The following is a 15,823-nucleotide window of genomic DNA, read 5'->3' as shown; positions in this document are numbered from 1 at the left end:
GCCTGCACAGTCCATCGGCGGGCCAGCGCAAGCATGACGCAACTACTTGGCGAAGTCCGCCCATTCAACGTGTGCTCCCGCCGAGAGACCGGGCAGCGGTCGGCCTCCCCCGAAGGCCAACATCTGTCATGACACGCTCGCGCCCTATCTGACCTCTGGGCCGCGCCCGCGAGCTGTTAACCAATCCCTACCAGGAAACGAGCCAAGTAGTGGCAAGGCCGAGGGCTGTCCGCGCTTCGCCGGCCAGCGGTGCCGCATTGGTTCGATGCCTACCTGGCTCAACCCGACTGGCTCACTCCAGTCGGGTCACGCCGGACAGCGACACGACGCCGGGGGCACCGTGAACGTAGGCGGTGCCCCCGTCTGATCAGCAGAGGAGCAATTGTGGAGCCTGTGCCCGATCTTGACGACGACCCCGACAACAGAGACGCAGATACGTCGCTGAGCGTTGGCGACCCGATTCTTGGCAAGTCCCGGCTGCTGTCGCGCCAATGCGACACCTGCATCTTCGCCCCCGGCAACCGGATGCACCTCGAGTCAGGGCAGCTTCGCGCCCTCGTCGCCGACGCCCGCGACCAAGAGTCCTACATCATCTGCCATGACACGTTGCCGCACTACCAGTACCCGCAGGCAAAGCCGGCGATCTGCCGCGGTTTCGCCGACCGCTACCGCACCCAGGCACTGGAGCTCATCGACCGGCTCTGGGGCTTCACCGAGGTCGATCCACCCTCTCTCACCGAGCGCCACGACAACGCGGAAGGACATGACCAGTGACCGGCAACGAGGACTTCCGACGCCGCCAAAGCGAGATCATCGACCGGGTCGGCTGGGTGGTGACACTCGTGCACCCCGCCGCGGACGACACCGACGACAGCACCCCGTTCGCCTACACCGTCGGGCTCACTGCTCACGGCTATCCCGAGCTGCTGATCGCCGGACTCGATCCCGCCATCGCGCATCAACTGCTCAACGACCTCGCCGCCCGTGTCTACGACCGAGCCGAGCGCTTCACCCATAATCAACGCGTCGGCGACCTGATCGCCGGCTACGACGCGGTCGTCATCGACGGCACGCCGACCGAACAGTTGCACCCGGGCGCCGCGATCGCCCGATACGGCCAGCAGGTTCGGGTGCAGCAGATTGTGTGGCCCGATCCGCAGGGCCGCTTCCCCTGGGACGGCGGCTACGCCTACCCGCCGTCGGCGCAGCCGACCATGCGACGTCCCTGACAGTCCGGGCACCGGAAGGTGCGTGCGGACGTGCGGTTACTTGGCCAGGCAGTTGGTGCCTGGTGGTAGTCCGGGTCGCGGCACTGATCACCCTGCGGGCGGCCAGCGTGAAGCGGGCGCCCCGCAGGGTGCAAGGTTTCGGTGGGCTGGACAGGATCGTTCCTGTCCAGCCTACCGTCGTGCCGCGGCCAATCCTTGCGCTCGCGGTGTGCCCCCGGGCTGAAGCCGTCCGCCCCCCCGCAGAGCACGAACTGGGTCCTTTTTGTCGTTGAAATCGCCGCCCGGGCCACTAGCCGACCAGAGGAACGACGATCAGCGTCGCCGCTTGCCGGCGGGATGGCCATTGGCGCGTGCGGTGCGGTTCCCCGGCCGTGGCTGCCAATGGCGGCGCACAGTCCGCTCTGACCTACCGATCCGTTCGGCGACCTCGCCTGGTTGCAGCGCGGGATCACGGCGCCGCCAGTACGCCACCGCTGCAGCGGTATCGCCCAACCACGTGTCAGCGCCGCCCGGCGGATCTGCTTCTTCTCGGTCACCGCCCGTGGCGCTCTCGGGTGACGGTTCGCCCATAGCGGTATCTGCGGCCTGCGTCGGCTGCGTCGCGACTTCGGCGGACGTCGGCTGGCTACCAGATGTCTCGGCCGCGGGCCCCGCGGTCTCTGACAGCGCACCGGCCGACTTGCCGGCGGCAGGCACGGTGACGGGATCGGGCGGTGTCTGCGCGGCATTGAGCTCCAGCGGCGGTCTGTCTGCGTTGGCGTCGGCGCTCGGTGGCCCGGCGGCAACGGCCAGCTGCGGCGTCTCGCCCGAGACTCGGGTGCGCGGCGTCGGCGCGACGGTGCGCCCGGCGCCCGCGAGCGGGCATGCGTCGAGGAGGTTTGCGCCACTTGCTGCGTTGTCTGACAGACCGACGTGTGTCGAGGCCGGGGTCGGGGTCTCGGTGGCATGAGCTGGGAGCGCCGGGGTTGTGTGGTGCTCGGTGGCGGCTGTGGCTGCTGCCTGCGGCGACATGACGCGGATTCGGGCGCTGATCTCGACGAGGCTGACGCTGGCGACGATGACGAGTCCGTCAACAGAGATGGGCAGGAGATAGGCGGCGCCGTAGCCGGCTTCGCCGTAGCGGGCGGCGACGCCGACGAGGTGCCAGTAGGACACCCATGCGGCGATGACGGCGATGACCGCCGCGGCGGTGACGCGGATCGCGCCGAGGTGCCAACGGTGGTGGGGGACGCGGGAGATCAACTCGACGGTGAGCAGGAGCGCCAGGGGCGGCCAGGCGGCGATGATTTGGCTGATCGGGTTCGGTCGGGCGTGCAGGACGTTCGCGGCCACCGACGCCGCGACGCCCAAGGCGAGAGTTGCCCGCACCGCCCACCGCAGCCTGCGCAGCTGCTTGTCCTCGACGCTGCCGGCCGCGATCGGTGTTCCCGGATCATCGGCCGGACGAACAGCGCTGCTCACGCCGACGACCGGCCGTCGGAGGAGCGTGGGCCGCGCCGCGAGCGCACCTCGGCGATGAGCCGGTCGGCGAGAGCGAGCGTGTCGTCGGTGGGCTCGGCGTCAATCTCACCGAGTCGTTGGGTCAGGGTCCGGCGCAGCACGCGGATGGCGTCGAGGTCACCGAGGGCGGCGTGGGCGCGCATCGCCTGCTGATACAGCTCCTCGTTGTACGGGTGGTGAGGCACAGCGGTGTCGTAGACGGCGGCCTGCTGCTCGGGCTGGCCGGCGAGATCCTCGATGAGTGCGGCGACGGCGTCGAGGGCCTCGCGTTGCACGGCGTGCCGGTGGGGTTCGAGCCATTCGTAGTCGCAGCTCTCAGCCAGAGGCCGGTAGCCCTCGACGGCGCGGCGCAGTGCCTGCGCCCGTTCGGTTCGACTGTCGGTGGCGCGCAGCGCGGCGCGTAGGCGCCACAGGTCGATGTCGAAGGAGTCGGGGTTGAGCTGGTAGCGGTGGTCAGGGCGGGTGAGGTAGGTGCCGGGTCCGGCGTGGTGGCGCAGCACGGCGCGTAGGTCGGAGGCGTAGGTGTGCAGACGGTGTGTGGCTTTGCTGGTGGGGGCGTCGGGCAGGAGGTCTTCGATGATCGTCTCGGCGGGGGCGGCGCCGTCATACACGGCGAGGTACACGAGCAGTTCCATGGACTTGGCGCGCAGCGCGCGCGGATGGTTGGCGCCGAGGATGGCCGGCGGGCCGAGAACCGTCACCTCGACCCGGCTGCGGTGCGCTTCGGCCGGGTCAGCGCCTGACGCGTCATCCTTGAACGGCCCCGCGGAAGGGGCGATGTCGTGGTCATGAGTCTCGGCGTTTGCGCCGGCGGGCCCGTCAGCACCCGCTGGCGCCGTGGGGTCTTCGGCGACAGGCCGCACAGCGGTCGGTGCGCTGTCGCCGTCGGTGTGCGGCTTCGATGAGGCCTCCGAGTCGTGTTCGTCGGGGTCAGCGAACTCATGGTCGGTGCTCTCGCCGGCCGGCTCTGGGGCGTCTGCTACGTCGGCGGGGGCCACGGCTATCGCGGGCCTGGGCTTAGGTGGCGTCTCGATGGGTGCGGGTGCCGGCATCTGGCCGGTGTGGGACTCCGCGAGGGTCGCGAGCACGTCGACGGTTTCGGTGGGATCGAGGATGGCGAGGCGGCCGACGTCGGCGGGATGGGGGCCGTGGCGGGCGTCGCCGTCGGCGCGGGTGACGGTGCCGTCGGCGGTGACGACGGCGGTGTCGCCGTCGGGCCATGTGCCGAGGAGCACGCCGTGGATGTCCAGGCGTTGGCCTTGGGCGAGGAGCGCGGCGATGCGGGCGCGTTCGTGGCGGCCGGTCGCGTCGGCGAGCAGCATCACCGGCGCCAGGGGTTCTTCGAAGGGATCGGCGGCGCGCAGTTCGGCGATGGTGTCGACTTCGTGGTGGTAGGCCAGCCGGGTGCGGTGCAGGGTTTGTTCCTCGAGGATTTCCAGGGCGTCGTCGAGGTCGGCGGTGACGGTGAGTCGAGGGGTGTGGGGCAAATTGACGGCGGCGGCGCCCAGCAGGGTCGCGGCGGTGGTTGCGGGGATGACCACTTGGGTGCGAGCGTCGGGGTGTTCCGCCGCGCCTGCGGCGAGGGCGGCGGTGAGGAAGCCGCGGGCGGCGGCGTCTGCGCCGGGCCCGGTGAGGCCCAGGCCGGCCGGAGGCCACACGGCCGATAGGGGGTGGGCGAGTGCCGGTGCCACCGGCCCGCTGTCGGGGGCGTCGTCAATAGCGGTGGGGGCCTGCGCGGGGCTGGCTTCATGGACGGCGTCGGCTTTGTCGGTGAGGACATCGTCGGTCCGAGGTGACGAGCCGTTCTCTTCATCAGCTGGGCTGTCGGGGGGTGAGGCATCGGCTGGGGTCGCCGCGTCGCGCAGGCCACGCCGGATCTGGCGGACCACGTGGGGCATAGGCGCCAGGTCGGGGTCCGTCACAGGGCGCTGGACCGGCGGTTTGCGGGCGCGGTATCGGCGCTGCCGGTGTGCCCACACGATGGCCACCGCGGCGGCGATGGCGAGCGCCAGCCCACCATCGATCCAGCTGCCGGTCGGCAGCGGCACACCGTGGCCGGGGCGGGCGCTTCGGCTGCTGTCGGGGGCAGTGGGGTTGGCGGCGGTCGCATCGCCGGTGGGGGTCGATGCAGTACCGGTGGGTGTCGGGCTGGCAGCCGGCGCGCTCGGGACGGGAACCTGCGGAACGGTGCTCATGGACGGCTGATCAGCGGGCGGAACGCCGAGTGTGGTCTCTGGTGCCGGCGTGCGCGGCGGAGCAGGCGTGGGGGCTGAGGGCCGGGGTTGCTGCCCGGCGGGCGGGGTGGCGTCGGCGGGCAGGTCCAGCGCCCAGCCCGGGTAGATCACGTTCGGGTTGCGCAGGGTGCCGCCGACGTCGGCGAAATGGGCGCCCCTGTTGAGGGCGAAAATTTCCGGCCACCGGTTCGCATCGCCAAGCCACTGCTCGGCGATCTTCGACAGGGTGTCACCGCGCTTGACGGTGTGTACGTACTCGCGGCCGTTCGCGACGAGGGTGACCTCGCCTTGGGCCAGCGTCCAATCGGGCGTCGCGGCTGCCTGCGATACCTGGGTGCTGGTGGTGCTGGGGAGAGACTCGCGGTGCGCGACAGCCGCCGTGGCCGAGGCGACGCCGGAGGCACCCGGGTGGGCGTGGGCGGGACCAGTCAGGGGCGGTGTGGCGGCTTGCGCGGCGGTGGCCAGGACTCCGCCGGTGATCATGGCGATGAGCAGCGCGGCGAGGCCACGACCAGGGTTCAGCACACGGGGCTGAGGCAGTCGTCGGCCGGTGAGAGCGGCGCCGAGTTCGGCGAGCACCGACCAGGTGAACGACACCCAGGCCGCCCAGAGCAGGGCGGTGAGGACCGCGCCGATCATCTCGTCGGTCAGCGGGCTGGTCAGCGCGGTGGTGACGGTGTCCCAGGTAGGCGGCTGGTCGGGCAGCGGCGGGTCGAGGTAGCGCAGCAGCGCGTACGGCACGCCAGCGAGCAGCAGTGCCAGCGTCGCTCCGCCGACCGCGCGGCGGGCGACCTTTGACAGTGTCGCGATCACAGTGGCACCTCCCCAGGCGTAGGCATGATCTGGGCTTCGGTGGCGGTGGTGACGCCGGTGGCGGGCGTGGCGGTGGCGGTGGCGGATACCGGGATGTCGGTGATTCCGACGAGGTGCAGGAGTTGGGTGCGATGCCGGGTGGTGACCGTGACGGTGACCTGCTCGGTGGTGGCCGACACGGTGCCTGCCTGGCCGGCTTGGGTGAGGAAGATTCTGGCAGCGGTGCTTGCTGCGGCGGGGTCGAGCTGCACCGCGCCGGTCGTGCGGTGCAGGGCCAGGTCGATCTCGTCCGCACCGGCGCGGGCGGCGGCCTGGGCGGTGTCGTACGCGGACACCTTGGTGGCCATGGCCATGCCCTGGTCGAAGACCAGGCCGGCGAGGATGAGCACGATCAGGGTCCCCACGACGGTCCATGGGGTGATCTGCCCTCGATCATCGCGACGAACCCGACGCGCCTTAGCGGGGGGGCGGGTGGTCACGGCTGTGCCCCGTACGCATCCAGGGGCTGCCGCGAGGTGGCGCGAATTGTCACCGACCCGGGCAGGCCCAGGCCGTAGAGGTCTTCGAGGCTCATGGTGCAGGCCACTGCTGCGGTGACCTGCCCGCCGGGGACGAACGCGCCGGGCTCGACGGTGATGGTCGACGGTTGGCAGGGGAGGGTGCGTCCGGCCAGGGTGATCGATGCGGCGTCAGCGCCGTCGAGGCGGGCTTCGGTGGGCGTGCGGGCGATGGATGCCTGCCGGGCCGCCGCCGCTGCTGCGGAGCGTACGTCGATGGCGGCTGATGCCAGGCGCAGGCAGGCCACGATGGCGAGGACGGCCAGGACCATCAGCGGCACGTAGCCGAGGGCCATCTCGACGCTGACCGACCCCCGATCGCGAGGCGACCGGCCCGCGGGCGGCCGGCGCATGCCGGGACGACGTTTCGTCCTGCCGAGGTCGCTCACCAGCCTTCTCCCTTCTCAAGACGCGATCTAGCCGACTTCGGGTCGGAACCGCTCGACGGGCGCGCTGACGTGGGTCTCCACCCGCAGGCGCAGAAACGGCACCACGGCCGGTACCCGACCGGCTATGGCCACGGTCGCGGTGTCGGCGTTACGGGCCACGGACACCTGCGGGTTGTCGACGGCGCGGCCCGCGACCTGGTCCAGGACGGTGGTGGCGTCGGCGGTGCCGGCGGCGGCGGTGCCGCCGGACACCCTGGTGGTCTGTAGGGCGTGGTTGGCGGCGTGCTGGATGCCGAGCTGCGCGAGGGCCCACAGCGCGAGTTGCACGCCGATGAGGACGAGCAGGAACAGCAGGGGCGCGTAGAGGACGACCTCGGTGCTCGCTGATCCCCGATCGTTGACGCGCAGGCGCCGCCTGGCGCGGGTTTGCCGGATGGTTGTCACAGGTTGATCCCGCTGACCTTGCCGATGATCTTGTCTCGAAAGATGGCGAAGACGGACAGGGCGAGGCCGACCAGCAGGGCGATCCACATGACCTTTTCGGCGGTCTCGCTGCCTCGGTCTGCGCTGTGGCGCAGTTGGCGGATCCGATCGGTGAGCGTGAGCTGTGCCAGGGTCAGCAGGACGAGTAAATTCCTCGGGCGCATGGGTCTGCCTCCTTGGGTGCGTCGTATGCGGCACGCGCGGGTTTGGTCAAAATGTGCCGATTCCAGAGATCGCCGGGTAGAGCAGGAACAGCAGGTAGGCGGCGGCGAGGAGCATGACGGGCATCGACATACGCTCGGTGGCGGAGTTCGCTTGCGCTTCGAGGGCCGCTGCCTGGTGGGCGCGCAGGGTGGCGGCGCGGATGGTCAGGGAGTCGCGGATGCGTGCGCCTTCGGTGCCGGCGAGGCTCATCGTCGCGGCGAGCTCGTGCAGCTCGCTCACGCCGGTGTCCTCACCGAGCTGGCCTAAGGTTTGCCAGGGTGCGACGCGCAGTAGGCGGGCGGTGTCGACCGCGCGGCGTAGCCGCTGTGCCGCCCAGCCGTGGCTGTCAGCGCAGGCGTCGTCGATGGCCTGCTCGAGGCCGGCGCCGCCGGCGAGGGAGATGACGGCGAGGTCGAGGACGGCGGACAGGGCGTAGCGCAGCTCGTCGCGGCGGCGTTGCGCCTCGCCGCGCACCGTGGTCTCGGCCAGCCACCATCCGCCAACGGCGCCAGCGAGGCACGCCCACAGGGGCATTCCGGCGGCGAAGGTGACCCCTGTGGTGGCGAGCACGGCCATCGCGACCGGAGGCAGAACCAGCCCGGCGAGGACGGCCACGGTTTGGTCGGCCAGGTGCAGGGCAACGGGTCGCTCGAGTACGGCCAGGTCGACGCGCATCCGCTCGCGGGGCATGCCGAGCGCGCGCATCGGCGCGGCCAGCAGGCGGGTCCGCGCCCGAATCGGCTCCGGCGGTGCCTGCGGTGAGCGGCGCAGCGCGTCAAGGGTGTGAGCGAGGCCGGGCCGGGCCGGCACCAGGCCAGATCCCGCCAGGACCAGGCCGAGCCCGGCGATGAGCCCACACGCGAGCACCACACTCATGACGCCCGTCCCGGTTCGGCCAGCACCCTCGGAGGCTGGGGGATACGGGAAGCGCGGGCCAGCCACCAGAACCCGCCACCGAAGACGCCGCCCACGACGAGCAGGACCAGTTGACCGTTGACGCTGTGGTAGGGGGCGAGGAATCCGCGGTTGAGCAGGATCAGCCCGACGACCATCGCCACCGAGGTGCCGGTGATGACCCGCGCGGCGGTGCGGGTCGCCGCCCGCGTCGTGGCCACCCGCATCCGGATCCCGGCCAGCTCGCGGGCGGTGACGGCGAGGCTGGTCAGGCACTGCGACAACTGCCCGCCGTGGTATCCGGCGGCCTGAGTTAGCGCCCGCACCATGAGGTCGGCGACCGGGTCGGCGAGGTCGGCGGCGAACACGCGCAGCGCGTCGGGCAGCCGCGCCCCACCGCGCACTGCCTGCGCGAGGGCGGTGACCTGCGCGCGGATCGGCTGCGGGGTGACCGGGGCGGTAGCGGTGATGGCCTGCTCCAGTCCGGCGGCCGAGGACAGGGTGTCGCGCAGCAGTTCCGCCCAGGTGGCGACCGCCTCGATGCGGGCGACCGCTCGGGTGTGCTCCCGGTCGGGGCCGAGCACCCGGGGCAATGCCCACACGGCCGCGCCGGCCAGCAGCGCCGCCACCGGCCATCGGGTCAGCGCCGCCGCCGCGAGCCCCCCGCCCACAGCTGCGAGCAGTCGGCTGCGGTCGGCGCCCGTCCAGGGTCGGCGCGACCGGCGGGTGGGGGTGCCGGGTGGCCGGCGGCGTAGGCCGTCGGCGATGAGAACGAGGCCGGCGGCGCAGCCGAGACCGAGCAGGATCGGCAGCATTCTTACCACCGGTCCTGGGCGAGGAAGACCACGTTGGGTACGGCGGCGATGAGCTCGTCGAGGGTTTCGGCGCGCATCGGCGCGGCCGGGACCGCCCGACGGTCCGGGCCGGGCCGGTAGATCTCGTTGGACGGGATCTGCTCGCCGTCTGTCTCCAACACCTCCCGGATTGAGGAGAGCACTCGGGTGCCGTCGGTGGCGACGTCGAGGTGCAGCACGAAATGCACGGCTTGACCGATGAGCACGTTCGCCGCGTCGAACGCCAACCGCTCCGGCGCCTGCATCACATACATCGCCAGCCGGGTCAGCGCCTGTTTGCTGGAGGAGGCGTGCACGGTGCACATTGACCCGTCGTTGCCCTGCGACATCGCCAGCAGCATTGGCACGGCCTCGGCGCCGCGGGACTCACCGACGATGACCCGGTCGGGGCGCATCCGCAGCCCCCACCGGACCATCGCGGCCATGTCAATGCCACCGACACCCTCCAGGTTCGGCTCGCGCTGCTGCAACGCGGCGGTGTTCGGGTGCGACGTGGCGTCCTCGTCCAGGCCGAGTTCGAACGCGTCTTCGACGGTGACGATCCGCTCGTGAACGCCGATCGCCCCGGCTGCGGCGCGCAGCAGCGTGGTCTTACCGGCGCCCGTGCCGCCGCAGATCACCAGGTTCTTGCGGGCCCGCACCATGGCCGTGATCAGGTCCCGCAGCCCGGGGGTGATTTCCGCACGGTGTACGAGGTCGTCGAGGGTAACCCGGTGTAGCACGTTGCGGCGGATCGACACCGACGGGCGCTTCGACACGGCCATCACCGCGAAAAGCCGCTGCCCGCCTGGCAGCCGCAGCGACAGGCTCGGGGAGCCGCGGTCGAAGCGGCGCTCTTCCAGACCGCTTCGGGCCGCCGCGATGCGCACCAGGTCGATCAGGTCTGCGTCCGACGCGGCGACCGGCGGGACTCGCCGGGTGCGCCCGTCGGTCCCGCGGACCCACACGTTGTCGCAGCCGTTGGCGAAAATGTCCTCGATCTGCGGGTCGTCAATCAGGCGTTGCAGGCCGCCGAGGCCGGTAAGGCCGTCGCGCAGCGCCCGCGCCAACGCCCCCTCGACCTGCGGTGTCAGTGGAGCCCGGCCGCTGCTGATGGTCTCCTGCGCGTATGCCATCAACTCTTGGGCGATGTAACCGGCGATCACTGCCTCACGTTGCCCGTCGGGCAGGTCCGCGCCGTGGGCGGTGAGGCGGTCACTGACGCGGGCGCGTAGCTGCGCCACCAGCTCCGGGGCCACCACGAGCGGGCTTTCACCATCGGATCGTGGGGCGGTCATCGCACGACCTCCAACGCGGGACGGGCTGGTCGCGGTCGCGGCTGTCCCGCGACGGTGCCGGCCAGGGCGCGCAATGCCTGCGCCAGCCGGGTCCGCGACCACGCCGGCCCAGTCATCCGCCCCGAGAGCACCGCCGCGCCCCACCGGTCACTGGGCAGGTGTGCCCACACCGGCACGCCGAGGCGGTTACTAATCTCCTGCGGCTCATAGGCGCATTTGCCGACGACGGCGACGCCGACACCGCCGGGCGAGGTGCTCACCCGCAGCGCAGCGAGCCGGGTGTCGAGATGATGCAGGTGCTCGACGGTCCCCGAGGTCACCAGGACCACCGCGTGCGCGCGGGGCAGCAGCCCGTGAGCCGGACTGCCCAGATACAGCCGGCCCACGTCCGCGACCACCACCGGTGCCAACGCCTCCACCGTCGGTTGGTGGGCGAGGACCGACAACGCCGCCGCGGCGGTCTCGGCGGCGCCGGGCCCGACGAGCGCGTGCAACCCCAGTGGCAACGACTGCACGAACGGCGCCGGCCCACTCAGTGGCGGGCCGTGGCGGGCCGCCGCCGCGAGCGTCGCGAGGCCCGGGTCCTGTGGGAGGCCGAACCGCGCGGCGAGCACCCCTCCGCAGGGGTCTGCCTCTACCAGCAGCCCGGGTCGGTTGGGCCACAGCGCGGCCAAGCCGAGCGCCGCCGTCGATACTCCTGCTGCGCCGGACACCGACGCGACCACCACCAACATGCTGTGCACCGTCCCGTCCCTCATTGCCCTGGCCCCAGTTGCACCAGCGACACATCCCCCGACGCCGAGGCCACCGCCTCCGCCTCCTGAGCGGCCAGCAGCAGGCCCACCACCTGCCCGCCTGCCTGTTCCCCTGCGCCCGCTGACACCACGGTGGCCAGTGCCCGCCGCGCCCCCGCCGCAGGCTGGTCAGCGGTGGGGGTTCCACCGGCCTGCTGAGCCGCGGCAGGCGGACCCACGAGCACCACGACTCGGGTCCCTGCGGCGAGAGCGGCGGGGGCGCGGCCCGCCTTGACCGGCACCGCGATCACCGCCTGTCCGGCCGCTGGCCACGCCGGCGGACCCACCTGCGACGACACCACCAAGCTGCCGGCGGCCAGCGGGACCGCCGCCGTTCGCCCCACCACCTCGTCGCGCCGGTCAGCGCTGATGAGCGCCAGGCCCGACGGGTTCGCCACCCGCACCACCCGCACGTCCCCGTCGCTGATCACCGCTCCGGCGTTCACGCCTCGGGTCAGGGCAAGGACCTGTTCTTCGGCGTGCCGACGCAGGTCGACCTGCCAGAACGTCACCACCGTCGCCAGCACCAGGAGCACGCCGGCGGCCACCCGTCGGCCGCTGCGCTGGCCCGCCCGATGCGACGGGCCGGCCTTCGTGCTCTGTACGGCCGGGCTGGCTGGCGGTCGCTCGGTCATCACGCTCATCGGGTACTCCCGACGATGGACTGCGACTGGGCCACCCGCACGGGCGCCGCCGAGGTCGTCGTCAGCGCCGCGAGCGTGCCCCCGCCGCCCGGCCCGGACCAGGTCACCGTCCACGTCACCGTCGCCCGCAGAACGAACGCCTCATCGCGCGTCGCGGCCGAGGACCGGGTGTAGGTGTGCCCGCACGACGAGGCGGTCCGAGGATCCGTGCCGGGCACCCACGGGTTACCCGGGCCAGCGCAGGTGAGGTCCGCGGTGCCGTCCCCGAAGGACCACCGCACCCGCACCGGTGTCGCCGTTGCCGTTACCGTCACCCCGGGCACCGCGGCCGTCGCTGATCGCGGACCCCACGTCAGCGGATCTACCCACAGCCACACGGGAACCCGGACCAGCACGAACGGCAGCCTGTCGGGGCTCGTGCGGATCTGCGGCGTGGGCAGCACCAGCCGCGAGCGCGCCGTCTGCGCCATCGCGGCCAAGTCCACTCCGGGTGCCTGATCGAGCCACACCGGCGTGCGCTGCGAACCGAAACCGTCCCCCGCGCACGTCCACGCGTACCAACCGCCAGCCGGGCCCTTCCCCGCCGGTGGCGGACGTTGTCCCTCCACCGGCGCCCAATGGCACGGGTCCTTCTGGCCCGTCGCGCCGTCGTCCGATCCGCCGCTGCCATCATTCGATGGACCGGCCGGCTGTCCGGGATCGCCGGGGGTGCCGGCGCTGATGTCGCACTGCGGCGCCGACGGGTTCTGCCGGCAGTCCACGCCGCCCAGGCCCCCGTCCGCGGCAGCGACCCCGGAGCAGGCCAGGACAACAGCGGCAGTGATTACGGGGGGCACGGCCAGACCGCCGCGCCGCGTCAGCATGTGCCGACCTCCCGCACACCGAAGCTGACGACCTTCCAACCCTGCGTGCCACCGCCAGTCACCGTCGCCTCGACGGCTCGGCGCCCACCCGGCACGTCGTTGATAGGGGAACCGGCAGCGGTGTAGACCAGAAACCGGGTGTCATCGATGCAGTCGGTCACCGTCACCGTGGGCGGCGTCGACACCAGCGACGACTGCCGCACCTGCGGGTTCACCACCAGATCACCTTTGAGAATCTGGCCCTTGCTCCGGTACGAGGACAGACCACTTTTCAACGTCTGTAGTGCGGCGTCGCTCGCGAAGCGAGCGAGGTCAGGGTCGTCCGGGTTCGCGGTCAGCCCGGCCTTGGCATAGGCCTGCCACATAGCCCGATACGCGGACAACGCCGCATCGTCCGCGCTCGCCCGCGGGCTCTGGCCCGGCGGCGGCGCGGAGACGCTCGGTGTCGCGTCTTCGCCGGGTCCATCTGAATCACAGGCGCCGACGGCGGCAGCGAGGCAGAGCACTATTGGCAGCCCGAGCAGCCGAGCCCACCGGCCACCTGACCTGGCACGGAACCTACGTCTCGCGACAACTACCGTCATTGCTGATCCTGCCTCCTGGTAACGGCGAGACGACGGTCTCGCGATCATGAACGTCGCGGGCATCCGGCGAACTGACCCTTTCGGCGCGCCGACTGCTCGAGCAGCCTCGCCACCGACGCTCCAGAGCCGACACTCCGTGGGCCACCCAGCGCACTCCGGGGCTAACTGTGGTTCGCCCTGACCGAACCGCAGTTAGCTCCACTGAGGCGAGCTAAGCACGGATCCACTCACATCGTCAACCACGGTTTGCACTTCAGCCAACTATGGTTGCGTCGTGTGGTGTCGAACGCAGATCGCATTCATGGACCAAGCTCGCTGCCCGAAAACTGGCAGCGCTGACCTCGCTGTGGGCGGTGCCCTCGATGGCCTGGTGACGAGCCGCCGGGTTCACCGGCTGCTGCCGTGGTTGACGGATGGGTGCGGTACGCGATGACCGAACCGGTCCTGTGGTGCGCCGCGCTGATCGGTGCGCTGGCCGGCCTGACAATGCCTCACGCCTACGTCCGGATCATGACGACCCTGACGGCGCCGAACGCCCAGCCCTCCCCGAGTCGCCACACTTACCACCGCCCCAGTACGAGCCGCCCGGCTCAACAAGCGCTCAATGCGCTGGCAAGCGGGATCGCTATGGCCGCAGCGTTCACGGGCATGGCCTGGCTCCTAGGGGAACGGCCCGACGGGTTGCTGCTGGTCGCGACCTGGGCCACCGTGCTCTACGCCGGCACGCTGCTCGCCGCTGTCGACGTCGCAACGAGAAGACTCCCCACGCCGATCATCGGCATCGCGACGCTCGCCATCGGGATAATCCTCACCGCCCACGCGCTAACCACCGGCCAGGCACACCCCCTGACCACCGCGGCACTCGCTGGCGGAGCACTCGGCGGCGGCTACCTCCTGCTGGCACTCATCACCACAAGCCAGATGGGCCTCGGCGACGTTCGCCTGGCCGTGCTCCTCGGCGCCTCGCTCGGCGTGATCGGATGGCCGGCGGTGTTCCTGGGCGCTGCCCTGCCGTACGCGCTCGCTGCGCCCGAGGCGCTGACCCGCCTCCTGCTGCGCCGCCAACCCGACATCGCCTTCGGCCCCTACATGCTCGCCGGCGCGGTTCTGTCGGCTGCGCTCAGTAGCCTGTGATCACCGGAGGGCAACTCACCGCGGCGCGGTTCGGCGTCGGCGGCCCAGAGCGAGGACACCGACACCGCAACGCCGCTCGGGCTCAGGAGGAACAGGTGTTGAGCATGCTCTGCAGGGCGGACTTTTCCGATGACTGCAGCCGCAGACCCCAGGCATACTTCACGGTGATCCACATCTTGCTGTAGGTGCACCGGTACGACGACACCGCCGGCTGCCACGACGACGGATCCTGGTCGCCCTTGGACTGGTTAACGTTGTCGGTCACCGCGATCAACTGTGGGCGCGACAGGTCGTTCGCGAAGCTCTGCCGGCGACTGGTCGTCCAAGAATTCGCGCCGGAGCGCCACGCTTCCGCGAGAGGAACGACGTGATCGATGTCGACGTCTGAGGCCGCTGACCAGGTCGCCCCGTCGTAGGGGCTGTACCAGCGACCAGACGTGGCCTGACACGACGCGTTGACGACCACTGACGTGCCGTCGCGCTTGAGGACCTGCTCCCGAGTGTCGCAGTTGCCACTGACGGCGATCCAGTGCGGAAACAGGTCGCGGGAGTCACCGCTCGTCGATCCCTCGCTGCCGACGGTGAGGGCGTTCAGCTGCGACTGCGCGGTCGCCTTCGATGGGATGCCCGGTGGCGATGCCGCCGCAGGCCCTGAGATGGCAACCGACAGGGCCGCGCCAGCGAGCGCCGCAAGTGCCAGGGCCGCTGTGCGCGCACGGGGTCGAGCGGGTGAGGACGTTATCGCTGTTGGTCGTGCCATGCCGTACCTCCGCGTCATCATCAACAACCGATCGCACACACCATCTTCGATGAACATGGCGGTGGGGCGGCATTCCTGTGAAGAGCTGGATGAGGGGCAGAGGCTCCCTCGGGGAGACGGCTTCTACCTGGCTGTGTCGCACACCGCCACCTGCCGCGCGGTCTTGCAGAGGTCGGCCGTCTGCGGGTGCGGTCGCCGCGGCTCGTCAGCCGAGGTAACAGGCTCGCAGAACGCCGGGGTCGCGTCGCGGCGAGAGCCGCTCAGTCGGGTGTGATGTGTTCGCGCCATGATCCCGGCGAGGGTGCCCGCAGCAGGCGGTCGACTACCTCCTGCGCTTCGGCTTGCGTGTCAAAGTCCCAACGCAGCACCCTGCCCGTTTCGCTGTCCCCGGCCCGTGCGACGACCTTCCAGCGCGTCTCGCGGATCAGCCACACATCACGGCGCGCGAGACGGCCCCAAATGCCGTTCCACCACCTCCGGACCACCTCATCCACAGACCCGATCGTACGCACGTTCGAACACAGTGAGGTGGGTGGTGGGACGATGTGGCGGTTCGTGCCGCACCTCGCGCACCTAGTAACCAGCGGGGATGGGAACCTTGGGCGTCACG

18 protein-coding genes are annotated in these 15,823 nt (G+C 71.1%); 4 read left to right on the top strand and 14 right to left on the bottom strand.

Translation table 11 applies throughout. The annotated features are described in order from the left end of the window. Window positions 1–384 precede the first annotated feature (384 nt). Together O7620_RS20920 and O7620_RS20915 are read left to right on the top strand one after the other, a co-directional pair. Window positions 385–774 (top strand): hypothetical protein, encoded by a 390-nt coding sequence (locus tag O7620_RS20920; protein ID WP_278124579.1) that lies wholly within the window; start codon window positions 385–387, stop codon window positions 772–774. Then, window positions 771–1,229 (top strand): DUF4262 domain-containing protein, encoded by a 459-nt coding sequence (locus O7620_RS20915; protein ID WP_278124577.1) that lies wholly within the window; start codon window positions 771–773, stop codon window positions 1,227–1,229. The genes O7620_RS20920 and O7620_RS20915 overlap by 4 nt, the downstream gene beginning before the upstream one ends. 312 nt (window positions 1,230–1,541) lie before the next feature. On the opposite strand, the gene O7620_RS20910 is transcribed toward O7620_RS20915, so the two are convergent. The 11 genes from O7620_RS20910 to O7620_RS20860 form a co-directional block, all read right to left on the bottom strand. Next, complete coding sequence (locus O7620_RS20910; protein ID WP_278124576.1) at window positions 1,542–2,690, bottom strand: DUF2637 domain-containing protein; 1,149 nt, start codon at window positions 2,688–2,690, stop codon at window positions 1,542–1,544. After that, window positions 2,687–5,776 (bottom strand): BTAD domain-containing putative transcriptional regulator, encoded by a 3,090-nt coding sequence (locus O7620_RS20905; RefSeq protein WP_278124574.1) that lies wholly within the window; start codon window positions 5,774–5,776, stop codon window positions 2,687–2,689. The genes O7620_RS20910 and O7620_RS20905 overlap by 4 nt, the downstream gene beginning before the upstream one ends. Beyond that, window positions 5,773–6,255, bottom strand: coding sequence for a pilus assembly protein TadG-related protein (locus O7620_RS20900; RefSeq protein WP_278124572.1), 483 nt, complete (start codon window positions 6,253–6,255; stop codon window positions 5,773–5,775). Before O7620_RS20900 ends, O7620_RS20905 begins: the two co-directional genes overlap by 4 nt. Continuing rightward, complete coding sequence (locus O7620_RS20895) at window positions 6,252–6,686, bottom strand: TadE/TadG family type IV pilus assembly protein (protein ID WP_278127089.1); 435 nt, start codon at window positions 6,684–6,686, stop codon at window positions 6,252–6,254. Before O7620_RS20895 ends, O7620_RS20900 begins: the two co-directional genes overlap by 4 nt. Window positions 6,687–6,749: 63 nt before the next feature. Further along, entirely contained in the window at window positions 6,750–7,157 is a 408-nt protein-coding gene (locus tag O7620_RS20890) for a TadE family protein (protein ID WP_278127088.1), read from the bottom strand. Between the two features lie 5 nt (window positions 7,158–7,162). Then, complete coding sequence (locus tag O7620_RS20885) at window positions 7,163–7,369, bottom strand: hypothetical protein (RefSeq protein ID WP_278124570.1); 207 nt, start codon at window positions 7,367–7,369, stop codon at window positions 7,163–7,165. A 46-nt stretch (window positions 7,370–7,415) separates the two neighbouring features. Then, entirely contained in the window at window positions 7,416–8,285 is an 870-nt protein-coding gene (locus O7620_RS20880; protein WP_278124569.1) for a type II secretion system F family protein, read from the bottom strand. Then, window positions 8,282–9,118 (bottom strand): type II secretion system F family protein, encoded by an 837-nt coding sequence (locus O7620_RS20875; RefSeq protein ID WP_278124568.1) that lies wholly within the window; start codon window positions 9,116–9,118, stop codon window positions 8,282–8,284. The genes O7620_RS20880 and O7620_RS20875 overlap by 4 nt, the downstream gene beginning before the upstream one ends. 2 nt (window positions 9,119–9,120) lie before the next feature. After that, complete coding sequence (locus O7620_RS20870; RefSeq protein ID WP_278124567.1) at window positions 9,121–10,434, bottom strand: ATPase, T2SS/T4P/T4SS family; 1,314 nt, start codon at window positions 10,432–10,434, stop codon at window positions 9,121–9,123. Further along, window positions 10,431–11,168, bottom strand: coding sequence for a hypothetical protein (locus tag O7620_RS20865; RefSeq protein WP_278127087.1), 738 nt, complete (start codon window positions 11,166–11,168; stop codon window positions 10,431–10,433). Before O7620_RS20865 ends, O7620_RS20870 begins: the two co-directional genes overlap by 4 nt. A gap of 20 nt (window positions 11,169–11,188) precedes the next feature. Beyond that, window positions 11,189–11,776, bottom strand: coding sequence for an SAF domain-containing protein (locus tag O7620_RS20860; RefSeq protein ID WP_278127085.1), 588 nt, complete (start codon window positions 11,774–11,776; stop codon window positions 11,189–11,191). Between the two features lie 111 nt (window positions 11,777–11,887). On the opposite strand from O7620_RS20860, the gene O7620_RS20855 reads away from it, so the two are divergent. Beyond that, the gene (locus O7620_RS20855) at window positions 11,888–12,046 is read left to right on the top strand and encodes a hypothetical protein (RefSeq protein WP_278124566.1); all 159 of its coding nucleotides are present in this window, start codon (window positions 11,888–11,890) and stop codon (window positions 12,044–12,046) included. A gap of 682 nt (window positions 12,047–12,728) precedes the next feature. Here O7620_RS20855 and O7620_RS20850 read toward each other — a convergent pair. Beyond that, a complete protein-coding gene (locus O7620_RS20850; protein ID WP_278124565.1) occupies window positions 12,729–13,118 on the bottom strand; it encodes a hypothetical protein in 390 nt (129 codons plus the stop codon). Between the two features lie 630 nt (window positions 13,119–13,748). Between O7620_RS20850 and O7620_RS20845 the strand changes: the two genes are divergently transcribed. Next, a complete protein-coding gene (locus tag O7620_RS20845; RefSeq protein ID WP_278124563.1) occupies window positions 13,749–14,453 on the top strand; it encodes a prepilin peptidase in 705 nt (234 codons plus the stop codon). An 82-nt stretch (window positions 14,454–14,535) separates the two neighbouring features. Here the strand turns inward: O7620_RS20845 and O7620_RS20840 are convergent, their stop codons facing one another. Together O7620_RS20840 and O7620_RS20835 are read right to left on the bottom strand one after the other, a co-directional pair. Beyond that, a complete protein-coding gene (locus O7620_RS20840; protein ID WP_278127084.1) occupies window positions 14,536–15,213 on the bottom strand; it encodes an HNH endonuclease family protein in 678 nt (225 codons plus the stop codon). Window positions 15,214–15,473: 260 nt separating this feature from the next. Next, on the bottom strand, window positions 15,474–15,707 hold the full coding sequence (locus tag O7620_RS20835) for a hypothetical protein (protein WP_278124562.1): 234 nt from the start codon (window positions 15,705–15,707) through the stop codon (window positions 15,474–15,476). Window positions 15,708–15,823 lie beyond the last annotated feature (116 nt).

It is taken from the genome of Micromonospora sp. WMMD710 (genome assembly GCF_029626045.1).
Classification (GTDB): domain Bacteria; phylum Actinomycetota; class Actinomycetes; order Mycobacteriales; family Micromonosporaceae; genus Micromonospora.
The sequence above is the reverse complement of the archived record's forward strand: the minus strand, read 5'-3'. Positions and strand labels throughout refer to the sequence as shown.

What these genes read in the sequence shown, in the direction of transcription:
- O7620_RS20870 (WP_278124567.1), bottom strand. Translation starts at nt 10,434, where the DNA reads ATGACCGCCCCACGATCCGATGGTGAAAGCCCGCTCGTGGTGGCCCCG.
- O7620_RS20880 (WP_278124569.1), bottom strand. Translation starts at nt 8,285, where the DNA reads ATGAGTGTGGTGCTCGCGTGTGGGCTCATCGCCGGGCTCGGCCTGGTC.
- O7620_RS20865 (WP_278127087.1), bottom strand. Translation starts at nt 11,168, where the DNA reads ATGTTGGTGGTGGTCGCGTCGGTGTCCGGCGCAGCAGGAGTATCGACG.
- O7620_RS20895 (WP_278127089.1), bottom strand. Translation starts at nt 6,686, where the DNA reads ATGCGCCGGCCGCCCGCGGGCCGGTCGCCTCGCGATCGGGGGTCGGTC.
- O7620_RS20845 (WP_278124563.1), top strand. Translation starts at nt 13,749, where the DNA reads ATGACCGAACCGGTCCTGTGGTGCGCCGCGCTGATCGGTGCGCTGGCC.
- O7620_RS20840 (WP_278127084.1), bottom strand. Translation starts at nt 15,213, where the DNA reads ATGGCACGACCAACAGCGATAACGTCCTCACCCGCTCGACCCCGTGCG.
- O7620_RS20885 (WP_278124570.1), bottom strand. Translation starts at nt 7,369, where the DNA reads ATGCGCCCGAGGAATTTACTCGTCCTGCTGACCCTGGCACAGCTCACG.
- O7620_RS20875 (WP_278124568.1), bottom strand. Translation starts at nt 9,118, where the DNA reads ATGCTGCCGATCCTGCTCGGTCTCGGCTGCGCCGCCGGCCTCGTTCTC.
- O7620_RS20855 (WP_278124566.1), top strand. Translation starts at nt 11,888, where the DNA reads ATGGACTGCGACTGGGCCACCCGCACGGGCGCCGCCGAGGTCGTCGTC.